Genomic DNA, 20,404 nt, shown 5'->3' with positions numbered 1-20,404 from the left:
TAACGGCAATTTCTTCCTCATTTATCTACAATTTTTCTCATTTTAAGCCTCACAATCTAATTGATGACATGCCCTAGACTGGCTTAGGAGTCTAAGCCAGTTTTTTTATACATGAATAAAAAAGGAAAATTATAATATGAGCGAAAATACTATAAATAAGAGCACTGTAGATAAGAGTACTATAAATGAAAACCACTTGAGTAAAGAGTCTGTGTTTCTACGTGAAGCCACATTAGATGATATTAGTGCACTTGAGCAGCTATTAAATTGCTGCTATCGCGAGACATCAGGTTGGACCAACGAGGCCGATTTGATTGGTGGTATTCGAACCACCTCAGTTGAGCTTGCTGCTGTTATTAATGACCCGAACCACTATTACTTTGTTTATCCAAAAACGATAACCGGCGAACGCGATGGAGAAGAAACGGGTGAGATACTTGGCTGTATCGCTGTCGATATTAAAACTGATGCTGACTCGAATAAAAAAGCTTATATCGGTATGTTTGCGGTACATCCTGTGCTACAAGGGCAGGGCATTGGTAACGTGATCCTACAAGCGGCGGAGACTTTTGCAGATAGACACTTACAGTCACAGAATCACCTGAGCTGTTTGACCATGTCTATTCTTAGCCATCGTCCTGAGCTATTGGCTTATTATGAGCGCCGTGGGTATCAGTTAAATGGTAATAAAATGCCGTTTCCCAATGATGGCAATAATGGCGAGCCAAAGCGTGAAGATTTAGAGCTATTAGAGCTAGAAAAAATGGTTGGCTGATAATGTAGGTCTAGTAAAAAGACACTCAGAACTAGGATGTTTTATTTAACCCCAAAAATATCTAAAAGTCATAAACAGACCCACGCTCAACAATAAAAATGCCACGATGATTAATCGCTTAAACCAATTAAATGCTGGCAAGCGCGTGGCATTATCATCAGACATAAGATAAGCAAATAAACAAAGCAAGCTTGCTGCTAACGTCATGATCCCAAGACCAATCGGTAATATAAATAAATACACCTGCCACACAGTCATCTCTCAGCAACCATTATTAAGCGCATGATAGCAGCATCGTGATTGCGCTGTCTGTATGAACGTGACTTCACTTAAACTTTTTAGAGCTATTCAAACAGAAGTGATTCAATTATAAAAAAGCAATATTAAATAAAAATAGGCAAATATCGAGAAATTAAGTTGGGTTTAAAGTTATAATTTTGTATAGCTCATTGAATATGTATTGTGTAGATTGAGAGTATGCTCTAAGTAAAATAGTTGTATTAATCCTATCATTTGCTGGCTATTCGAATACATCTTTAAATGTTCAGAAAGTTTTAAGCACTAAGGATAGATATGAATATAGCTTTTATACTTAATATGAGACTCAAACCGATTGCTTTATTGTCGGGGCTGCTAGTTTCGCCACTATTGTCCTATTCGGCCTTGGCGCAAACCTATCAAATCCAAGGTTTCTCGGACGATTATTATGCAGTCATTGACCAATTAGGCGAGTATGGCTATGAGGCGAACAGTATCATCAAAATTATAGATGAGAAGACACATAAAACCCTTATCAGTCAACCTGCTAGTATCGATATTGAATATGAGTTAAGTAATAGCGAAGAACATGAGTTGGGTGAAAAAGTCAGTGCCAATATCGTTAGTATTCCTTATGGCGAACATAGTGTGTTGATCTATGACGATTTTAATTTTGATGGACAAAAAGATTTAGCGATAAAAGATGGGCGCAATGGTTGCTATGGTGGGCCTTCTTATCAAGTTTATCTAAAAGATGGTGAGACTTTCGTTCATAGCGAAGGATTTACTGATTTAGCACAAGGCTATTGCGGATTTTTTGGGTTTAATAAAACCACTAAAACCTTAGATACCATGAGTAAGAGTGGCGCAGGATGGCATCAGTATTCAGAGCATAAAGTGATCGATAATAAGCCGGTGGCGGTACATGTGCTTGTAGAGGAATATAATTCAAAAGGTCTAATTTCTATCACCGAGAGAACAAGAGTGAATGGCAAAATGGTAGAAGATAGTTATGAGATGTTACCTGAGTACGATAACGAAAACGACGATGGGACATTGCCTTTCATTTATAAGTTGGATTTAGATAACGGTAAAAAAATGGTTTTAAATAAGACTTATGACAAGGAAGGTGAGCAGATGTATTATGCCTTTGCCGATAAAAATGACAGAATCGAGCTGTATTATGATGGGCCATTTGTTTATGACACGGCTAAAAAAACACTTAGCTTTCTCAATAAGCCTGTGGTTTATCAGATCAATAAGCAAGGCATTACGGTGAGACAATCTAATAAGAGCGTTTTACTCAAGTCAGTGCCACAGAGCGAGCAGGGAAGTCTGGAAAAACTTGGGCATTTTGACAATGTGAGCGTTAGATAAAAACATTTATTCTAGGACGGGACATTCCAAACTAAAAAGGCTACTCCGTTGAGAGTAGCCTTTTACTTTTAGCTAAGATAATAAGTTTAGCGCATCGTCAACTAACGCATCGTCACAAACTCTTCTGAGCCAGTGGGATGAATGGCAACCGTATTGTCAAAGTCAGCTTTAGTCGCGCCCATTTTGATGGCAACTGCAAAGCCTTGAATCATCTCATCAACACCAAAACCAATACCGTGCAGACCAATGACTTTTTCGTCATCGCCCAAACATACCAATTTCATGGTGCATTTTTGGCGATGCTGAGTCACTGCACTATACATAGAGGTAAAGCTCGATTTATAGCATTTGATATTGTCTTTGCCATAGCGTTCAATCGCGTCAATTTCAGACAAACCGATTGTACCGATAGCAGGATGAGTAAAGATAACCGTCGGTATCAACGTATAGTCTAAGTGCTCATTGGGCTTATTGTTAAATAAACGCTCTGACAAGCGGCGACCTGCGGCAATCGCCACTGGGGTCAAATCAACACTGTTTTCGATAATATCGCCGACTGCATAGATGTTGTCGATATTGGTGTTTTGGAACTCATCGACTTTGATTTTGCCAGTTTCAGTCGTCGCGACCTCTGTCACTTGCAGATTGATATTGTCCGTAGAAGGCGCACGACCAATGGCCCAAATCAAGCAATCTACTGTGTCAATACAGTCTTCGCCACCACTATTGGTAGATAGGTTCAGGCTGTCGTCGTCATTTTTATTGACTTCATTGATGGCAGTGTTGGTGTGTAGATGAATACCATCTTGTTCCATCTCTATCAGCAAGGTTTCTACAATAGTATGATCAAATGCGCGTAGTGGCGAGTGTTTACGCACATACAAATGCACCTCTGCACCCAGACTGTTTAGTACGCCTGCGATTTCGACAGCGATATAACCAGCGCCTACAATCGCCACGCGTTTTGGCAAGTGATTTAACGCAAAAAAGCCGTCAGAATCGATGCCGTATTCTGCACCTTTGATGTTTGGTTGAATCGGGTGACCGCCCGTAGCAATCAAAATATGATCAGCGGTAATGAGTTCGCCGTTCACTTCTACGGTATTGGTATCGACAAACTTGGCAAAGCCTTTGATCACTTCGACGCCATTTTTCGCCAAGTTATTGTCATAAGAGCGGTGAATATTTTCGATGTACTGTTGACGGCTTTGGACCAGTTTTTGGAAGTCAAAACCTTTAAACTCAACATCAAAACCATAATCGGGCGCATATTTATGGATGGCTTCGGCAACTTGCGCGCCATACCACATCACCTTTTTAGGAACACAGCCCAAATTCACACAAGTGCCGCCCAGTTGGTTGGCTTCGATAATAGCGCATTTTTTGCCATAGCTTGCTGCACGGTTGATTGAGGCGATACCGCCGCTGCCGCCGCCAATGGCGATATAGTCATAATGTTTGGTCATAATCAGGTCTCTTTATTAAATTGTTATTGGTACAGTTTTAAGGTTTATTGTTTTGAATGCTATTGGTTTGGACTCTACTGTAATGGGTCTTATAATCCATCTTACAAGTTTTTTATGGTTAAGGTGTATTGAGTTGCTTCCATGTTGTCAGTATTTATATAGCTAAGCTTATCTAAACCCACTTAAACAATAGCACGACGTCTATAAAATAACAGCCCAGGAATCGACAAACCCAGTACCAATCCTGAGGTCACAAACAAAGCCTCAAACAAGTACACCATCATTTGACTAAATAACTCGTCTGAAAAACCAAAATAGCCAATCTGCACCATACTGACCATGGCCTTATACGCGGCGATACCGGGCATCATACAGATGACACTTGGCGAAATAAGCGCTTTAGGCGGTAGGGTATATTTCTTAGAAAAATACACACCCAAAAAACTGGCAAGCATCGCTCCAAAAAAGCTAGCTACTACAAGATGTACTTGCTGATGGACAAGGGCAGTCTTTAGTCCGAACCCAAAAGCAGTCATGAGCAAACATGGCAGAATATAGCGCTTGGGAACGGTGAACATCAGCGTCCAACCAAGGGTGATGATGCAAGACAGTACGACGGTTTCGATAAACCACATGTCAAAACCCCCAGTGCTGTATTTGAAGTAAAACAAGGGCCATCACAATGCCAACGCACGCGGATAGGGTCAGCATATAGGTAAACACGGCACGCCCAACCCCGATATTGACATAGCCTTTTAAAATATCTGAAAAAGAATTGATGAGCGGGAAGCTTGGCACCAGTAGCAGCACACTGGAGGCAACGGCGATATCGGCATTATTCCCAATATCAAAATAATAAGTAGTTGCGCCAATCAAGGACGCAATAAAGGCCGTCACGATGACCGTTATAAACGGATTAAAGTGGTGTTTGGACAGATAAATGCGAGTGAGCATCGCCACCATACCAGCGACAAAAGTCACAGCCGTCATCAACCAACTGGCGCTATTCAAATAAGCAAATGCAGCACAAGAGATGCCAACGAATATGCCGACTAGCCATGTTGGATAAACCGTCTTGTCTAACTCATCAAAGGCAAGCGTAGTCAGGTCTATCAAATCATCATTATCTACGGTGTCTTCGGTCTTATTAACGATTTGCTGAATTTGTACCAATAAATTGACGTTGATGCTCTGATTGATGGTGTCTCTGGTAGTGGTGATACAGCGCTCATCACAGATAGTGGTCAAGGTAAGGGCATTAAAATTGAGCGAGCATTCTACGCTGTTCATTCCCAAAGCAATGCCCAAGCGTTTGGACAAGTCCACCACAATGGCAGACTCAGCACCATACTGCATAAGGAGTAATCCGCAGCGCACGCATAGTCGGGTAATGCGCTGCTGCTTTACATAACTGATAGAGGTCATTGTGGAAGTACGCACGTTGGTTATTGATACGCTATTATAAAGGGTCTGGGCGCTGACGCGCAGGCATTATTGGACATTATATTTAATGCGACTATAAAGGATAAGTTTTTTTGGCAAGGAGAATAATGAACGAATATCGCTTATTGTATCAAAAGTTACTATAATGTTATTTATCTTATCTAAATAATACTCTACGATAACTATACATAAGCTAAACACACTATGATTATTAAACAATTCTTTGCTGCATTCACTTATATCTCGCTACTTTTTATGATTCCGTTATCTTTGATAGGCTGTGATAAAAGCTCTGACAGCAATATTAAAGACAACAATGAGACAGTAATAGAATGTTCTAATGAAGTGTGTGATGAACGGTTTTCTGTACTGCCTGCTGATGCTGACATAACCAATGTTGAAGATCCAACCAGTTATTTTTTAGCCGACATTAGACAGAAGTATCCGGATGCAGTTGCACTATATGTAGGCGCTTATAACTCTAGTGGACGAGAAACAACTATTGATATGCCTGATATAAAAGAACCTGTCATTTTATATCTAAGCTCGTATAGCCCAATACATTGGAACATCAATACGACCGTTATCGATAGCGAGAATAACGAGTACGAATCCAATGTAATTGGTGTGGTATATGGCAGTTATAGTGAAGGTTCACAAGTTAGTGGCGTGAACAAAAAACTGACTTTTGATCATGGTCATAGACTGGGTAACTATAACTCCGATGTTAGCTGTAGCTGTGCTGGTGGCAATTTTCGCTGTGATGGTAGCGATGTAATCTTAGACATCGGCTCATTGCAACATAGGTATGGCTTTAAAGTGATAGGTTATACTGGTGCATCTTCAGTCGATAAAGTGTCTTTTAGCAACACTAACCGTTCTATAAATTTTGCAAAATTGGCTACCGTTAATTATAAAAAGATAGAAGCAAAAAAAAATCAGTGTACAAATAGGGTCCATTCTAATTTTGAGGATACATATACAAATCTAACCGAAAATCATCAAGACAGCCTCACCTTTTATAGTGATACTTCCTCTTATCTTATTCAAACAAAGTCAAACGCAGGTCAGGTGCAAACTAATGACTCGCAAATGTTTGATAATCATCTATACAAGTTTCCTTTCACCACTAATACCTGGGGCGACTTTCTAAATCCTAAACGTAAAGTACCTGACTCGGGTTACATGGCTTATTACATTGATGCGAATAACGTAGAAAAGGTAGTCAAAGCAATGCCAGTTTCTGCCATTCAAAAAAAGTACGCTTATGATGAGTTTTTAGGGATTCCTTCGAGTAATTTGAATGCGTATTGGGTCGGGGTGTTAAACGCGCCTAAATCAGAGTTTTATAATATATTGATGAATAAAAGCTGGTCTGGTGGCAGGGTTTCCATTGATAGGCGCGTCATTCTTGAGCAGGGACTTCATGATGTTGAGCAAAAAGTATTTATTCCAAAAGGCAATCACATTATTGAGGTTGAGTATTCAAACAGTTGGCATACCACTGATGTCAGCGTCATGCTAACACCAATATCAGAAGTGAAACAGCCCACAGACCCTAGTGACTTTTTAGTAGACATCAAGACTCAATATCCTAATGTCGTCGCGTTATATGCTGGTGCTTATGAAGCGAATAATCAAGCGGTTGTGCTCGATATCCCAAAGAGTACAGCGCCTATAGTTTTATATCTAGGATCTTATCGCGCGATCAAGTGGCAAGTCAATAATCCACATAAAACAAAAGTTGTTGGTGTGGTCTATGGTAGTTATGACGACGGTACCAAAGTACAGGGTGTCTCTCAAGATATGGTGATCAATACAGGCAAGCAGTTTGGTAGCTATGCAACCAATGAGGTTTGTCACTGTGTTTCTGATATGGATGAATGCATAAGCCAAGGGAAATCTACCAGATTCAAAGCATACAAATCCTATAATATTCCAGTCGTGGAGTTTGTTGGTGATTATTCGACAGACTATCTATCTTTTAATAAATATACTGGTAATCAGTGCTCATGAGCGCTTAAATATACATGAGTTAAAGTAGTACGTGATCGGTATGATGCCAGTGAATGGACCTTTGTAATAATTGGTCTGTTTAAATGTGAGGTTGAATCGTAGTGTAGTCAGATTGAAGAGAAGCTAGAACGTACGGTAGACACGCTGCTGCTGTACGTAACTGATAGAAGTCATGGGTTAGATACGCAGGTTGGTTAGTATTGATACGCTATTATAAAAGGTATAGATGTAATGAGAAGACATTATGACATTATATTGAAAGCTAAGATAAAGTATAAGATTTTTTGGCAAAAAGCATAAAATGTCTAACTTGTAGGTTGGATAGCGTTAGTGATAACCACCCAATAAAAAAGGCCACTCTCTAAAGAGCGGCCTTTTTTATATAGTCGGTTCAATATAATTTGGATACAAGGAAGGCGAGTGAAAGTACTACAACTCGTAGACTAAGCAAGCCTGACACCGTATCCAATTTATAGAGGATTGACTATAACTGTCTAAAACATACGAATTAGTGCTGATGGCCTTGACCTTCAGGTTTTTCATACCCTTTGGCAGTCATACATGCATCTAGTTTTTTCATATCACTTTGACTTGGGCGACTGTCTTTAGACATTTTTACGCCAGCATTTTTAGCACAATCATTCATGGCTTGTTTCATGTCAGCTGATGTCGCTGGTTTTTGATGACTGTAACTGCTCTCTGACGTTCCGCTTGAAGCACAGGCGCTAACACCGACAGTAGATGCTAGGACAATAAATAATAGTTTTTTCATATGAAATTCTCAATTAAGTATTTTTATATAGTTGCAGTTCATGAATAACGTTGAACCATTTAAATATTAATACAATTAGAATTTAAATACATTTAACAAAAGATTAAGAAAGGTAACGTAATAGGGGAGTACAAATGGAAACGTTGCAAAAACAGTAATAAACCAATACCTAAGACCTTTAGGCCAGTTGACGTTTGCCGCTCTCATTGAATGAATAATAGGTTGTCGAATTGATAGACTTTTGTGTTCTTTAATGATAATCTCACTCGATAATTTAGATACATTACTTACATAGTAGTTACATTCTTAATTATATGGTGCTCTTAGTTAATGTCATTAATGTCATTAATGTCATTAATGTCATTAATGACATTAATGACATGAATTTTAGTAGTGGGTTTTGACTTTATAAATTCATTGCCTTTATTTTCGCTATTTACTTTAACTGTATCTTTCAAATTGGACGTCTAATGACAACTTTTAATAAAATGAAAAATGTTCTATTGCTAACTACAATTACTAGTTTGGTGGGCTGTACTACTGTCGCCGATATGGCAGGGTACGATACTGCTACCTTAAATAGCGATGCGGCGAAAAGTTACTCTCAAGTGGTTTCTAGTGCCAAGAGTCAAGGCGCAGTAGATAATACATCTGCCACCGCTATTCGAGTTAAAAAAGTCTTTAACCGTATAAAGCCTTACGCTGTTCAAGCTAATACAACAGGCGTGCCTTTTGATTGGCAAATTACTGTTATAAAGTCACCTGAACTAAATGCTTGGGCGATGCCTGGTGGCAAAATGGCATTTTACACAGGTATTGTAGAGACGTTAAAGTTAACTGATGCAGAAATCGCTGCAATCATGGGTCACGAAATGACCCATGCATTGTCTGAGCACAGTAAAAAGGATGCAGGACAAAAGGTTCTGACTGGTTTAGCAATGCAGTTAGGTGGTGCGCAACTACAGTCAAAAACAGGGTTGAGTGATAATGCATTAGGCTTAATTAATGACCTAGGTATTGATAAGCCGTTTTCTCGTAGTCAAGAATCACAAGCCGATGCGGGTGGTTTGCGTTTGATGGCGCAGGCAGGCTACAATCCAGCGTCTGCAGTGTCAGTATGGGAAAAAATGGAGGCCGAAAATGGTCGTAGTAGCGCCTTAGTTACTTTGACGTCTACGCATCCAAATTCTGGGCAGCGTATCGCTAAAATCAAAGCACTCTTGCCTGAAGTTACGCCAATTTATCAAGCGGCTGCTAAAGCACCTTAATAGATCAGTACAGTACTATTAGAAAAGTATAGCAAATAAAAAAGCAAGTCGAGAGACTTGCTTTTTTTGCAAAGAAATATCGAGAAATGACTGGTTTGTCTTTTATCTTAAGATTGAGGTTTCTACAGCTAGCAAGCATATGCTGCTAGCTAAAACGTTTGTTGAACTCAGATTCGTCCATAAATAGGAGGATTATTACTTCGAACATAGAGATTATTACTGGTATAAATGTCCAACAGAACAATAAATATAAAATACCCCAAAAAACCTGATCTAAATAAAATTTATGTATGCCAAGACCTCCTAAAAGAAAGGCTAGCAATGCTGCTGTACCCTTACTTTTTCTATTTCCCTGTACGATAGGAATAGGATTTTGAGTCGGTAAAGGAGGTGGGACAGCTTTAAATGGTGCAGGTTTCGCAATAGGAAAGCCACAATTAGTACAAGATATGCTTTGATTGCTAATAGATTTAGAGCACTCAGGACACCTAATTAAAAACTTCATTTTAGAAGTTGGACATCCACAATTAGTACAAGAGAGGCTTTGGTCGCTAATTTTGTGTGTGCATTCAGGACAATCAATAATGGCCATATATTTTCCATTTTTCGCAATTTTTTAGTTATCGTTTCAATATCAATCGTTACTTACGCTGTATTTTCTTCAATTTAAAAATAGACCATAACGTGTTGTAAAATCTTATGAATGTCTTCCTTAGCTAGAAAGTAAATGATAATGCAGCTAATAATGAACATAGTTGTGTTATCGAAAAATCCTTGTTCATCATGTTCCCCAGCTTCTTTAAGCTCCTTAAGAAGTTTAAGCTCTTTAAGTTCTTCAGGTGAAAGTGGAATATCTTTGGATGTTTCAGACTTTATAAGAGGAAAGCCACAATTAGTACAGGAGATGCTTTGATTACTAATAGATTTAGAGCATTCAGGACATTTAATTGAAAATCTCATTTTAGAAGTTGGAAGCCCACAGCTAGTACAAGTTACGCTTTGGTCGCTAATTTTGTGTGTGCACTCAGGACAATTAATTAAAGCCATATTTATTCCTTTATTTAGCTAATAGATGGCTTATTCCCATAGTCAAAATTGACTATATTTGTTCTGTTTAGTTCGCTTCTGGGCTTATTTTGATACATCACTTACAAATAACACCGATTTGTATCCACTAATTTCACTCATATAGTTTATCTTGCATACAATTGGCACGCTCAATTGCCTTCCACTGACTATATTCCGGATCGTCCTTCCCTAGATAAGCGCTGTTTACTTTTATAGCTTGTTCACATATTGCTCGATCATCACTTTTTCTGCGTGCTATGTCCCTCTCTTTTTTATCGTCCGCTGCTTTATTAACTACTTTTTCGTTGTAAGGCTCTTTTGTTTCTATTGGTGTTTCCCGTACTTTATATTCTTTCTCACTACCCGAAGGGTCGTTTGATAATAAAACTTCCCTCGGTCTTGCTTCTACTGATATCACTGGCTCTGGCTTGAATTGCTCCAATGTTACCTTTTCAACTACTTCGTTCCTTGGAGCTTCTAGCGCTACTACTTTTTCAACTATTTCATGATGTTCTATATTTTTTGACACTACTCTTTTAGTTGAACATATGAAATTAACAATATCTTGATCTGTCCAATCTGGTGTTGGTGTATACCAATCCCCTAGATCTGCCGATATTAATGCTTCAAGATTAGCTGATGATGTTTTTCTTATTTTATTGTTTGTGCAGTCAATTTGCATTTCTCCATAAGCGTCACTTTCGTTCCCTCTACGTGCATACTTAATATTTTCAATGTCATAAGATGTAAAATGAGAGATGAGAAAATAGCGCCCATCTTCACCTGAACCAGAAAGTAACATTGGTATCTGTGTTAATGGAGAATCAAATACTGATTCTTGGACTTGTGGTGATTCTTTATCAGGTTCTGACTGCACTTCATTGTATTGTCTTGCTTTTTCTGTATAGCCATCATAAGCACTTACAAGCCAAAAGCCTATAAGAACTATAATAATGATTAGGAAGATAGTTGCGCCAGAACAGCCACTATTTTTTTGTCTTTGACGACGGTTTTCTAGTGAATTATTGTTGGTGAGATCTGCTTGTTGCAAAGTAGGAGGAACAGCTCTAGCAGTAGGGAAACCGCAGCTAGGGCAAGCAGCACTTTGATCGCTGATGCTCTTGGAGCATTCAGGACAATTGATTAGAGCCATGCTTTTTCTTCTTTATTTTCATATGCAATATCCCGAGCACATTTCTGCAAGGGTAAGTACTACAAAATTAATTAAATGTTTGGGAAATAAGATAAGGATTATAACTTATCAGTAATATTTGAGCAACAAATGTTAAGATTCCATATTAACTAAAGTAGAGTGTTTAAAGTCTACTTTATTTGTCACAGCCAACAAAAAAGGCCACCCTATAAAGAGTAGCCTTCTATCATTAATTATTTGAAGTACTAATTATTTCGTACGGCCTTAACCTTCAGGTTTTTTATACCCTTTTGCAGTCATATATGCCTCCAATTTTCAGCATCAGCTTACCTATCAAAATCAGAATAAGTTAAGTAAACCTATAACGATACCTAATAAAAAACATATACCGAGAAGTAAAGTCTTATACGTGGACATTTCAAACCCCTGTCCAGAACAGCTTGAATAATATCTTTTTTTATCATAACTCTTGAACAGTTCAGCATTACATATTTCTTTTTTAGTAAGTAAGCCAACGGCAACTGGGGTTTTATAATAAAGTTTATAGTATGTGACTTGAGTACCTACTAGCAATACGTCCTTGCCTGTGTATTTACATAAATCGTAGTAAAAAACGGTATCTTCATAGGCATCCCGAATATAGGCTTTGTATAAGATACTATCTATATTAGTAATGATGCCATCACTTATATCAGGACCCATTTCTTCCTCTAAAATTTATATGTTGGGCGAAGATTATAATACCCAATGATCGTGTAGTTGATTCAGTTTAAAAGAGATGCAAGGCAACCGAGTACAGATGTAGACGCGATACTTTAAGCGAGGTTAACTTGTCCGAGTTGTGGCTGTCATCAAGAAACATTAGCTGAACGGAGAGTATTTTATTGTTCTCAACAAAAAAGCCACTCACTAGAGAGTGGCTTTTCATCATCGTCTATCTAAAGACACTAATTAATGTGTAGATGGACGGCCTTCAGGTTTTTTATACCCTTTTGCAGTCATACATGATTCTAGTTTTTTCATATCGCTTTTACTTGGGCGACTGTCTTTAGTCATTTTTACGCCAGTTCTCTTAGCACAATCATCCATTGCTTGTTTCATGTCAGCTGACATCGCTGGTTTTTTGTGACTGTGGCTGCTATTTGATGTTCCGCTTGATGCACAGGCAGCAACGCCAACAGTAGAGGCCAAGACAATAAATAGTAATTTTTTCATGGAAAGTCCTTAAAATTTTAAAGGTCGTATTAAAGGGAATAGCGTCGACTCGTGCACGCTATATCGTTCTCAACCAGTTATTTCTATATCGTATGCGTTTACGCATGATGTTGTGCTATTTAAATATTAATACAATTAAAGTTTAAGTATCTTTAATAAATATTAAGAAAGGTAACGCAACGTAGCCGTACAGGTTGAAATTTTACACACATCTATCAGTTAAGGTTTCCAACTCATGGACTGGGTAGCGCTTTATAGTATTCAATAAAATAGTACCTAACAAAACAGTATCTAACAAAATAGCATCTAACAAAAAAGGCCACCTTATTCAGTAGAGTGGCCTTTTATCAATAGTTCATTAACGGGTATCAGCTTACTTCTTTCATGCCTTGTTCAAGCATCGGCTTTAAGAATATACCCGTGTAAGATTCTTTGACTTCCGCCACTTCTTCAGGCGTACCTTCAGCGATGATCATGCCGCCACCTTTACCGCCTTCAGGGCCAAGATCAATCACCCAATCCGCCGTTTTGATGACATCCAAGTTATGCTCGATGACCACGATGGTATTACCTTTATCACGTAGGGCATGCAAGATGTTGAGCAGCTTATCGATATCATGGAAATGCAAACCAGTGGTTGGCTCATCCAAGATATAGAGCGTCTGTCCTGTATCACGTTTGGCAAGCTCACGAGCCAGTTTGACACGCTGTGCTTCACCACCTGATAACGTGGGCGCAGACTGTCCGAGACGGATATAGCTTAGACCAACATCCATCAAGGCTTGCAAACGACGATAAATCGCTGGAATGGCTGAGAAGAACTCAGTCGCGTCTTCAACGGTCATATCGAGTACGTCGGCGATGGTTTTGCCTTTATAGTGAATCTCTAGGGTCTCGCGGTTATAGCGCTTGCCTTCACAGGTGTCACAGGGCACATACATATCCGGTAAGAAATGCATCTCAACTTTGATGAGACCATCACCTTGACACATCTCACAGCGTCCACCTTTTACGTTGAAGCTAAAGCGACCCGCTTTATAACCACGGGCACGCGCTTCTTGCGTTTGTGCAAACATCTCACGTACTGGGGTAAACACGCCTGTATAAGTCGCTGGGTTTGAGCGAGGTGTACGACCAATTGGGCTTTGATCGATATCGACCATTTTGTCTAGATGCTCAAGACCGCTAATGCTTTCGAACTTGTCGGCAATCAGTGTTGAGGCATTGTTTAACTGAGTCGCGGCTAATGGCATTAGGGTACGGTTGATCAAGGTTGATTTGCCCGAACCCGATACGCCAGTCACGCAAGTCATAATACCAATGGGAATGGTCAAATCTACATCATGTAGGTTGTTGCCTGACGCGCCTTTTAGCTCAATCGTCATCGGTACTTTTTTGGGTTTGGCTTTACCTTTGACTTCCACATCTATCATTTTTGGCTGATGACGAATGGCTGGAATCTCGATTCTCTTTTTACCAGACATGTATTGTCCAGTCAGCGAGTCCTTATTTGCCATGATGTCATCGACCGTACCTTGAGCAATGACATGACCGCCATGTACACCTGCGCCGATACCGATATCGATGACGTGATCCGCTTGGCGAATCGCATCTTCATCATGCTCAACGACCAGTACCGTATTACCCAAATCACGTAAGCGTGTGAGGGTTTTTAGCAGACGATCATTGTCACGTTGATGCAGACCGATGGATGGCTCATCGAGTACATACATCACGCCCATCAGACCGGCACCAATTTGGCTAGCAAGACGAATACGTTGTGCTTCACCGCCCGATAGCGTTTCAGCAGAGCGAGCCAAGGATAAGTAATCCAGTCCAACACTCACTAGAAAGTTCAGACGCTCATTGATCTCTTTAAAGATTTTTTCTGCGACTTCGCCTTTATGACCACCAATTTTTAGCGTTTTATAATATTCTGCTGCATCACCGATAGACAGTTTGACGATTTGAGCGATGGTCTGATCATCAACACGGACATTGCGTGAGATTTCATTCAGACGCGCACCATCACAGACGTTACAAGTCGTATCAGCTAAGTATTTGGCCAGCTCGTCACGGACGAGATTGCTTTGCGTCTTAGCATAACGACGCTCTAGATAAGGAAGCACGCCTTCAAATGGTACAGTTTTATTGGTTTTACGACCGCGCTCATCGGTAAAGTTAAAGGTTAGCTTCTCTTTACCAGAGCCATTCATAATGAGGTCTTGTTGCTCTTTTGGCAGGTCTTGCCACGGCGCATCCATGTCAATTTTAAAATGATTGCACACAGTTGACAGCAGACCGAAATAATAAGCATGACGCTTATCCCAGCCATTGATGGCACCTTGATTGAGCGATTTTTCGTGATGGGTAATCAGTTTCTCAGCAGAGAAGTACTGACGTTTACCGAGACCATCACAGCTTGGGCAAGCGCCGTATGGGTTGTTAAAACTAAACATACGCGGCTCAAGCTCAGAGACGGCACGATCACAGACAGGGCAAGAATGCTTGGCTGACATGACTTGGTTGTCATCGCCGCCTTCTTTTGGATTACCATCCATAAAATGCAGCGTGACCAGACCTTGACCTAAGCGTAGAGCAGTCTCTAAGCTTTCTGCGACGCGGTTGCCCAAGTCATCACGGACTTTAAAACGATCCACCACGACTTCGATGGTGTGTTTTTTCTTTTTATCGAGGGTCGGTAGCTCATCAGTATCGTAGACATCACCGTCGACGCGCACACGCACAAAGCCTTGGCCAATGAGCTGCTCTAGTAAGACGGTATGCTCACCTTTACGCTCACGAATGACGGGTGCCAAAATCATAATCTTGGTGTCATCGGGTAGCGCCATGACTTGGTCGACCATTTCAGTGACCGATTGTGCAACCATTGGCTCGCCATGCTCAGGGCAAAACGGCGTACCAATACGCGCATACAGCAGACGCAAATAATCATAAATTTCAGTAATCGTACCGACCGTAGAGCGCGGGTTATGGTTGGTCGATTTTTGCTCGATGGCAATCGCAGGGGATAGACCTTCGATACTATCGACGTCAGGCTTTTCCATCTGTGATAGGAACTGACGTGCGTAGGCCGACAAGCTCTCGACATAACGACGTTGCCCTTCGGCATATAGTGTGTCAAATGCCAATGATGATTTACCAGAACCTGATAAACCGGTGATGACCACGAATTTATCTCGTGGTATGTCTAAATCGATGTTTTTTAAATTGTGCGTACGTGCGCCGCGTATTGCGATATGGTCATGTGCCATCGGTGATAGGTTTCCTATTTGCTAAAATGGTATTTAAAAAAATGTCTAAACGTTAAAAGCGTAAATGAAGTCGAAGTGGTTTATTTAAATTGTGGATAGTGCTGTCATTCATATCGCTCTATAAAGGCATTGATAGTTTTATAGAGCGATACAAACAAAACGATGTAAACGACAGTCGGTGTGCTCTTGTTTTAGTTTCTGATTTTAAGTTTTTATTTTGATAAGTAAATCTAAATCAAATCAGCAGTGAGTAACAGGTAAGGTTTGTTATAGATTTTGCCAAACAATGTCATTTTATGAGAGGTATTCGTTATATGGTCAATTCTGTACAAGCTAAAAGTGCTGCTCTGGTAATGCTTGCGCCGTCTTACTTTATTGTCATGATAGTGGCATTATTCAAGGTACGGTTGCTATTAGATGCACTTAATAACAAAAATATGGCATCACATTTACCGTTAAGTCTGGGCGCAAAAAGTAAAAGTTTCGGCAACCAAATGACGAATGTCTTATACTAGTGGGCTTGATTTATAGGCTGATGACTCGATAAAAGCAGCAGTGATAAACTAGCTAATGATCAACCAGTGAGGCGAGTATGAATAGCGTAGAAAAACGGGCAATCCTCGGGGTCGGTGGTATCTTTGCCTTACGGATGGTTGGTTTGTTTATGATTGTCCCAGTATTTTCTGTATACGGTAACAATTATGCGCATGCGACGCCATTTTTGATTGGTTTAGCAGTTGGTATTTATGGGCTTGGGCAGGCTATTTTTCAGATACCGATGAGCCTTGCTGCTGACAAATTCCCGCGTAAACCTATTATATTTTTAGGTTTAATCTTATTTGCTATTGGCGGTATCATCGCGGCCAACGCGACAGATATTTATGAGGTCATTATCGGTCGGGCGCTGGCGGGTAGTGGAGCGGTCTCTGCTGTATTGATGGCATTACTAGCCGATGTGACTCGTGAGGAGATGCGTACCAAAGCGATGGCTACGATGGGTTTGACCATTGCGACCTCTATTATGCTTGCCTTTGCCTTTGGCCCGCTGTTGGTTGGTTCGCTTGGCATTTCTGGTCTGTTTTGGCTCACCGCAGGCTTTGCGGTTTTGGCAATGTTGCTATTAATGATAGTACCGACGCCACTAAGGGTGCTTAAGCATAATCTAGACAATAAATCGATCGGTGAGCAATTAGCGACAGTACTCAAAATTGGTGATTTGAATCGCTTACATATTGGTATCTTTGCGCTACATCTGACCATGACTGCGATATTTGTCATTTTGCCGCATCAGCTCAATGAAGTGATGGGATTATCGGTACGCCAGCAAGGCTTGGTTTATTTGCCATTATTGTTTATTGGTTTTGCGGTAGCGATACCTTTTATTATCATCGCTGAAAAGAAACGCAAAATGCGTCAGGTATTTTTGGGTGCATTGGCATTAATAACCGCAGCCTTAGCCATACTCGCACTTGGCAGTCAGGCTGGTATTGGTATTATTTTAGGCTTATTACTGTACTTTATGGGCTTTAATCTCATTGAGGCGACTATTCCTTCATGGATTTCTAAGCGCGCACCAGTGGCCAATAAAGCGACGGCAATGGGAATAAGCTCATCTAGCCAGTTTTTTGGTGCGTTTGTGGGCGGGGCAATGGGCGGGCTATTATTGAGTCAGCCTAGCCTCTTGGCATGGGGTATATTGGCGGTCATTATGGGTGTCGCTTTGATGCTTATTATACCGATTGCGCAGCCACCATACCTATCAAGCACGACCGTTAGTGTTCCCAAAAATGTGAATATGCAAGACTGGTCACGCCAGATGCTAGCAGTCGATGGTGTCGATGAGCTGGTCGTGATGGCAAAAGAGAAAGTGGCGTATCTTAAATTGGATAAAACCCAGCTGACGGACGATTCAAGGCAGCAGCTATCAAGTTTGGCACAGAGTCCGCTAGACATCTGATAAGCCATACATAATGGTATTAGGTTAGTCGAAAAAGTCTGGATAGTCAAAAACAGAGTAGACAACAACTGTATAGACCGCCACTATTATTAGGTGCAATTTAAACCTCTTTGCTTAAATCTATCTCTATTTAAAAGGAATTAATATGAGTAAGTTTACGATGCTGTCTAATCAGATTGTGACCAGAGCAGTTAAATCAACCAGTCTTTCAAGTACTATCAATAAATCGATGACTAAATTGGCAATAGGTTTTGGGCTATCAGCCACTTTGTTAATCTCTGGTTGTGCTACCCAAAATCTTCAAGCCTATCAAAATACTACACCAACGCTCGATATGCATGAGTTTTTCTCAGGTCAGATTGATGGTTGGGGCATGTTTCAAGGCCGAAATGGTGAGGTTAAGAAACGTTTTTATGTCGATATCGATGCCACTCACGAGGGTGACGATGTTATCGTTTTAGATGAGAAGTTTTCGTGGGCAGATGGGTCAAAATCGCAGCGTATATGGCGATTGACCAAGCAAGATGACGGTAGTTGGAAAGGCACGGCAGGCGATGTCATCGGTGAGGCAACAGGGGAGGTCGTTGGTAATACGCTCCATTGGAATTATTTATTAGAATTGCCTGTTGAAGACAAGACTTACAAAGTCAATTTTGACGACTGGATGTATCTTATCAATGAAGATGTCATGCTGAATCGATCCGTGATGAAAAAATTCGGCGTAGAGCTGGGTAGTGTTACTTTGAGTATGCATCGTCATCGCTCTGACGCTAAGTAAAGTAATAGGTCGCCACGCTATACTAACAGTCAATGAAGGTTGATGGTGTTAATCCACTGATTAAAGTGGCAAAATAGCACTATTACTGTCTTTTGATAGTGGAGACTGCGATAAATGTATTTAGAACAAATATATCTAGGCGACATAAGGTGTCGCCTTTAGTAGATAGTCTGTAGATATTTAAACCAAAATTGGTTAAAGTAAAATCATAATACTAATAGTATTAATCGATACTATTAACGAAAAATTAGAAAGATTCATCAAATTATTCATAAGCAAAAGGACAGTATCATGCGCGGAGTTAATAAAGTTATCATCATCGGTAACCTTGGAGCAGACCCTGAGGCACGTCAATTTAGTAATGGTGGCGGCGTGACCAATATCTCGGTTGCGACATCAGAACAATGGACAGACAAACAAAGCGGTGAAAAAAGAGAAGCCACTGAATGGCATCGTATTGCACTCTTTAACCGTTTAGGTGAAATTGCGGCACAATACCTGCGTAAAGGCAGCAAAGTTTATATTGAAGGCAGCTTGCGCACACGTAAATATCAAGATCCCAATGGTCAAGACCGTTATATCACCGAGATTCGCGCTGAGCAAATGCAAATGCTAGATGGTGCAACTGGTGGTGGTCAAGGTGGGGATAGCTTTGGTGGTCAGAATCAAGGTCAGGGCGGTGGCTCAAATCAGGGCTATAGCAATCAAGGTGGTCAAAGCAACCAAAACAACTTCGGTCAGCAAGGTAACAATCAGCCAGCTCAACAGGGTGGCTACAATCAAGCTAGTGGTGGTCAGAACAGCTTCAATAACAATCAAGCACCTACCCAGCAAAACCAGTTTAATCAACCTGCGCAGAAACCTGCTCAATCTAAGCCTACGGCAATGCCAGACGGCCCTGTAGACGACGATATCCCGTTCTAAATCTTATAAGAGTCAAAGTGTAAAGAGAGTTAGAAACCCCGTTAATAGCGGGGTTTTTTGTATGTGACGATAAATAATTTGAAAAAGTCGTTTTATCATATTGCTAAAAGCCATATGGGAGTTAATTAGACTGTCTTTATCTATATATAGTCATTCCACTATAAAAATGTTGCTGCGTTAACGTCGCTCGAAGTATTGAATATCTATCTAGACTCGGTTGCTTTGCAGCAGAGTCAATCCTCTATAAACTGGATACAGTTTCAGTCTCGCTTAGTCTACTATTTGTAGCACTTTCACTCGACCTCCTTGTGTCCAAGTTATATTAAATTGAATATACTTTTAAATCGAATCAACTGTAAGTGCTAATTACTAAATGAAATAAAACGTTTGTCTGTTTCTGATTATACTAATGGTATTAAAAACTCTAATTCTCAAAATAATAAAAATTCAATAATTGGTTGTTGAGTATTCAAAAAGGTTAATAATCGAATAGGTATTGGTTAGAATAATTAAATTTATAAGGTTTATTTCGCTTATTATTTCGTCAATTTATATGTTGAAAATGATAAAAACTACCTTTCATATCCTATATCAACCGTCTGTTCTATTAAATCAAATTAATGCTAACAGTCTATTGGACAGGTTGATATAATCCACTT

Annotated in this window: 18 protein-coding genes; 7 read left to right on the top strand and 11 right to left on the bottom strand. The window is 40.1% G+C overall.

The annotated features are described in order from the left end of the window. Positions 1 to 136 precede the first annotated feature (136 nt). Entirely contained in the window at positions 137 to 775 is a 639-nt protein-coding gene (locus DFP82_RS08205) for a GNAT family N-acetyltransferase (RefSeq protein WP_110923245.1), read from the top strand. A gap of 45 nt (positions 776 to 820) precedes the next feature. Here DFP82_RS08205 and DFP82_RS08200 read toward each other — a convergent pair whose 3' ends face one another. Next, complete coding sequence (locus DFP82_RS08200) at positions 821 to 1,033, bottom strand: hypothetical protein (RefSeq protein ID WP_110923244.1); 213 nt, start codon at positions 1,031 to 1,033, stop codon at positions 821 to 823. Positions 1,034 to 1,348: 315 nt separating this feature from the next. Between DFP82_RS08200 and DFP82_RS08195 the strand changes: the two genes are divergently transcribed. Continuing rightward, complete coding sequence (locus DFP82_RS08195; protein ID WP_110923243.1) at positions 1,349 to 2,410, top strand: XAC2610-related protein; 1,062 nt, start codon at positions 1,349 to 1,351, stop codon at positions 2,408 to 2,410. Positions 2,411 to 2,511: 101 nt separating this feature from the next. Here the strand turns inward: DFP82_RS08195 and gorA are convergent, their stop codons facing one another. From gorA to DFP82_RS08180, 3 genes are all read right to left on the bottom strand, one after another. Beyond that, positions 2,512 to 3,876, bottom strand: coding sequence for a glutathione-disulfide reductase (gorA, locus tag DFP82_RS08190; RefSeq protein ID WP_110923242.1), 1,365 nt, complete (start codon positions 3,874 to 3,876; stop codon positions 2,512 to 2,514). Between the two features lie 182 nt (positions 3,877 to 4,058). Beyond that, entirely contained in the window at positions 4,059 to 4,511 is a 453-nt protein-coding gene (locus DFP82_RS08185) for a threonine/serine exporter family protein (protein ID WP_110923241.1), read from the bottom strand. 1 nt (position 4,512) lies between these two features. Further along, positions 4,513 to 5,301 (bottom strand): threonine/serine exporter family protein, encoded by a 789-nt coding sequence (locus tag DFP82_RS08180; protein ID WP_110923240.1) that lies wholly within the window; start codon positions 5,299 to 5,301, stop codon positions 4,513 to 4,515. A 222-nt stretch (positions 5,302 to 5,523) separates the two neighbouring features. Between DFP82_RS08180 and DFP82_RS08175 the strand changes: the two genes are divergently transcribed. Continuing rightward, positions 5,524 to 7,335, top strand: coding sequence for a hypothetical protein (locus DFP82_RS08175; protein WP_110923239.1), 1,812 nt, complete (start codon positions 5,524 to 5,526; stop codon positions 7,333 to 7,335). A gap of 508 nt (positions 7,336 to 7,843) precedes the next feature. Here DFP82_RS08175 and DFP82_RS08165 read toward each other — a convergent pair. Continuing rightward, on the bottom strand, positions 7,844 to 8,107 hold the full coding sequence (locus DFP82_RS08165) for a hypothetical protein (protein ID WP_110923238.1): 264 nt from the start codon (positions 8,105 to 8,107) through the stop codon (positions 7,844 to 7,846). A gap of 488 nt (positions 8,108 to 8,595) precedes the next feature. Between DFP82_RS08165 and DFP82_RS08160 the strand changes: the two genes are divergently transcribed. Further along, entirely contained in the window at positions 8,596 to 9,375 is a 780-nt protein-coding gene (locus DFP82_RS08160; RefSeq protein ID WP_220034730.1) for a M48 family metallopeptidase, read from the top strand. A 145-nt stretch (positions 9,376 to 9,520) separates the two neighbouring features. Here the strand turns inward: DFP82_RS08160 and DFP82_RS08155 are convergent, their stop codons facing one another. From DFP82_RS08155 to uvrA, 6 genes are all read right to left on the bottom strand, one after another. After that, positions 9,521 to 9,967, bottom strand: coding sequence for an NINE protein (locus tag DFP82_RS08155; protein ID WP_245905682.1), 447 nt, complete (start codon positions 9,965 to 9,967; stop codon positions 9,521 to 9,523). Positions 9,968 to 10,041: 74 nt separating this feature from the next. Next, the gene (locus tag DFP82_RS08150) at positions 10,042 to 10,422 is read right to left on the bottom strand and encodes a zinc ribbon domain-containing protein (RefSeq protein ID WP_110923236.1); all 381 of its coding nucleotides are present in this window, start codon (positions 10,420 to 10,422) and stop codon (positions 10,042 to 10,044) included. Between the two features lie 133 nt (positions 10,423 to 10,555). Then, a complete protein-coding gene (locus tag DFP82_RS08145) occupies positions 10,556 to 11,596 on the bottom strand; it encodes a hypothetical protein (RefSeq protein WP_110923235.1) in 1,041 nt (346 codons plus the stop codon). A gap of 339 nt (positions 11,597 to 11,935) precedes the next feature. After that, positions 11,936 to 12,298, bottom strand: coding sequence for a hypothetical protein (locus DFP82_RS08140; RefSeq protein WP_110923234.1), 363 nt, complete (start codon positions 12,296 to 12,298; stop codon positions 11,936 to 11,938). Between the two features lie 249 nt (positions 12,299 to 12,547). Next, on the bottom strand, positions 12,548 to 12,811 hold the full coding sequence (locus DFP82_RS08135; RefSeq protein ID WP_110923233.1) for a hypothetical protein: 264 nt from the start codon (positions 12,809 to 12,811) through the stop codon (positions 12,548 to 12,550). A 368-nt stretch (positions 12,812 to 13,179) separates the two neighbouring features. Continuing rightward, on the bottom strand, positions 13,180 to 16,086 hold the full coding sequence (gene uvrA / locus DFP82_RS08130; protein ID WP_110923232.1) for an excinuclease ABC subunit UvrA: 2,907 nt from the start codon (positions 16,084 to 16,086) through the stop codon (positions 13,180 to 13,182). Positions 16,087 to 16,678: 592 nt separating this feature from the next. Here uvrA and DFP82_RS08120 point away from each other — a divergent pair. The 3 genes from DFP82_RS08120 (at position 16,679) to ssb (ending at position 19,745) form a co-directional block, all read left to right on the top strand. Next, entirely contained in the window at positions 16,679 to 18,043 is a 1,365-nt protein-coding gene (locus DFP82_RS08120; RefSeq protein WP_110923230.1) for an MFS transporter, read from the top strand. A gap of 145 nt (positions 18,044 to 18,188) precedes the next feature. After that, positions 18,189 to 18,821 (top strand): DUF3833 domain-containing protein, encoded by a 633-nt coding sequence (locus DFP82_RS08115; protein ID WP_245905681.1) that lies wholly within the window; start codon positions 18,189 to 18,191, stop codon positions 18,819 to 18,821. Between the two features lie 291 nt (positions 18,822 to 19,112). Continuing rightward, entirely contained in the window at positions 19,113 to 19,745 is a 633-nt protein-coding gene (gene ssb / locus DFP82_RS08110) for a single-stranded DNA-binding protein (RefSeq protein WP_110923229.1), read from the top strand. Positions 19,746 to 20,404: the final 659 nt, after the last annotated feature.

It is taken from the genome of Psychrobacter fozii (assembly GCF_003217155.1).
Taxonomy (GTDB): Bacteria; Pseudomonadota; Gammaproteobacteria; order Pseudomonadales; family Moraxellaceae; genus Psychrobacter; species Psychrobacter fozii.
The sequence above is the reverse complement of the archived record's forward strand: the minus strand, read 5'-3'. Positions and strand labels throughout refer to the sequence as shown.

Bases quoted from the DNA above. Each gene is read 5' to 3' on its own strand.
- DFP82_RS08205 (WP_110923245.1), top strand. From the start codon at position 137: ATGAGCGAAAATACTATAAATAAGAGCACTGTAGATAAGAGTACTATA.
- DFP82_RS08200 (WP_110923244.1), bottom strand. From the start codon at position 1,033: ATGACTGTGTGGCAGGTGTATTTATTTATATTACCGATTGGTCTTGGG.
- DFP82_RS08195 (WP_110923243.1), top strand. From the start codon at position 1,349: ATGAATATAGCTTTTATACTTAATATGAGACTCAAACCGATTGCTTTA.
- gorA (WP_110923242.1), bottom strand. From the start codon at position 3,876: ATGACCAAACATTATGACTATATCGCCATTGGCGGCGGCAGCGGCGGT.
- DFP82_RS08185 (WP_110923241.1), bottom strand. From the start codon at position 4,511: ATGTGGTTTATCGAAACCGTCGTACTGTCTTGCATCATCACCCTTGGT.
- DFP82_RS08180 (WP_110923240.1), bottom strand. From the start codon at position 5,301: ATGACCTCTATCAGTTATGTAAAGCAGCAGCGCATTACCCGACTATGC.
- DFP82_RS08175 (WP_110923239.1), top strand. From the start codon at position 5,524: ATGATTATTAAACAATTCTTTGCTGCATTCACTTATATCTCGCTACTT.
- DFP82_RS08165 (WP_110923238.1), bottom strand. From the start codon at position 8,107: ATGAAAAAACTATTATTTATTGTCCTAGCATCTACTGTCGGTGTTAGC.
- DFP82_RS08160 (WP_220034730.1), top strand. From the start codon at position 8,596: ATGAAAAATGTTCTATTGCTAACTACAATTACTAGTTTGGTGGGCTGT.
- DFP82_RS08155 (WP_245905682.1), bottom strand. From the start codon at position 9,967: ATGGCCATTATTGATTGTCCTGAATGCACACACAAAATTAGCGACCAA.
- DFP82_RS08150 (WP_110923236.1), bottom strand. From the start codon at position 10,422: ATGGCTTTAATTAATTGTCCTGAGTGCACACACAAAATTAGCGACCAA.
- DFP82_RS08145 (WP_110923235.1), bottom strand. From the start codon at position 11,596: ATGGCTCTAATCAATTGTCCTGAATGCTCCAAGAGCATCAGCGATCAA.
- DFP82_RS08140 (WP_110923234.1), bottom strand. From the start codon at position 12,298: ATGGGTCCTGATATAAGTGATGGCATCATTACTAATATAGATAGTATC.
- DFP82_RS08135 (WP_110923233.1), bottom strand. From the start codon at position 12,811: ATGAAAAAATTACTATTTATTGTCTTGGCCTCTACTGTTGGCGTTGCT.
- uvrA (WP_110923232.1), bottom strand. From the start codon at position 16,086: ATGGCACATGACCATATCGCAATACGCGGCGCACGTACGCACAATTTA.
- DFP82_RS08120 (WP_110923230.1), top strand. From the start codon at position 16,679: ATGAATAGCGTAGAAAAACGGGCAATCCTCGGGGTCGGTGGTATCTTT.
- DFP82_RS08115 (WP_245905681.1), top strand. From the start codon at position 18,189: ATGAGTAAGTTTACGATGCTGTCTAATCAGATTGTGACCAGAGCAGTT.
- ssb (WP_110923229.1), top strand. From the start codon at position 19,113: ATGCGCGGAGTTAATAAAGTTATCATCATCGGTAACCTTGGAGCAGAC.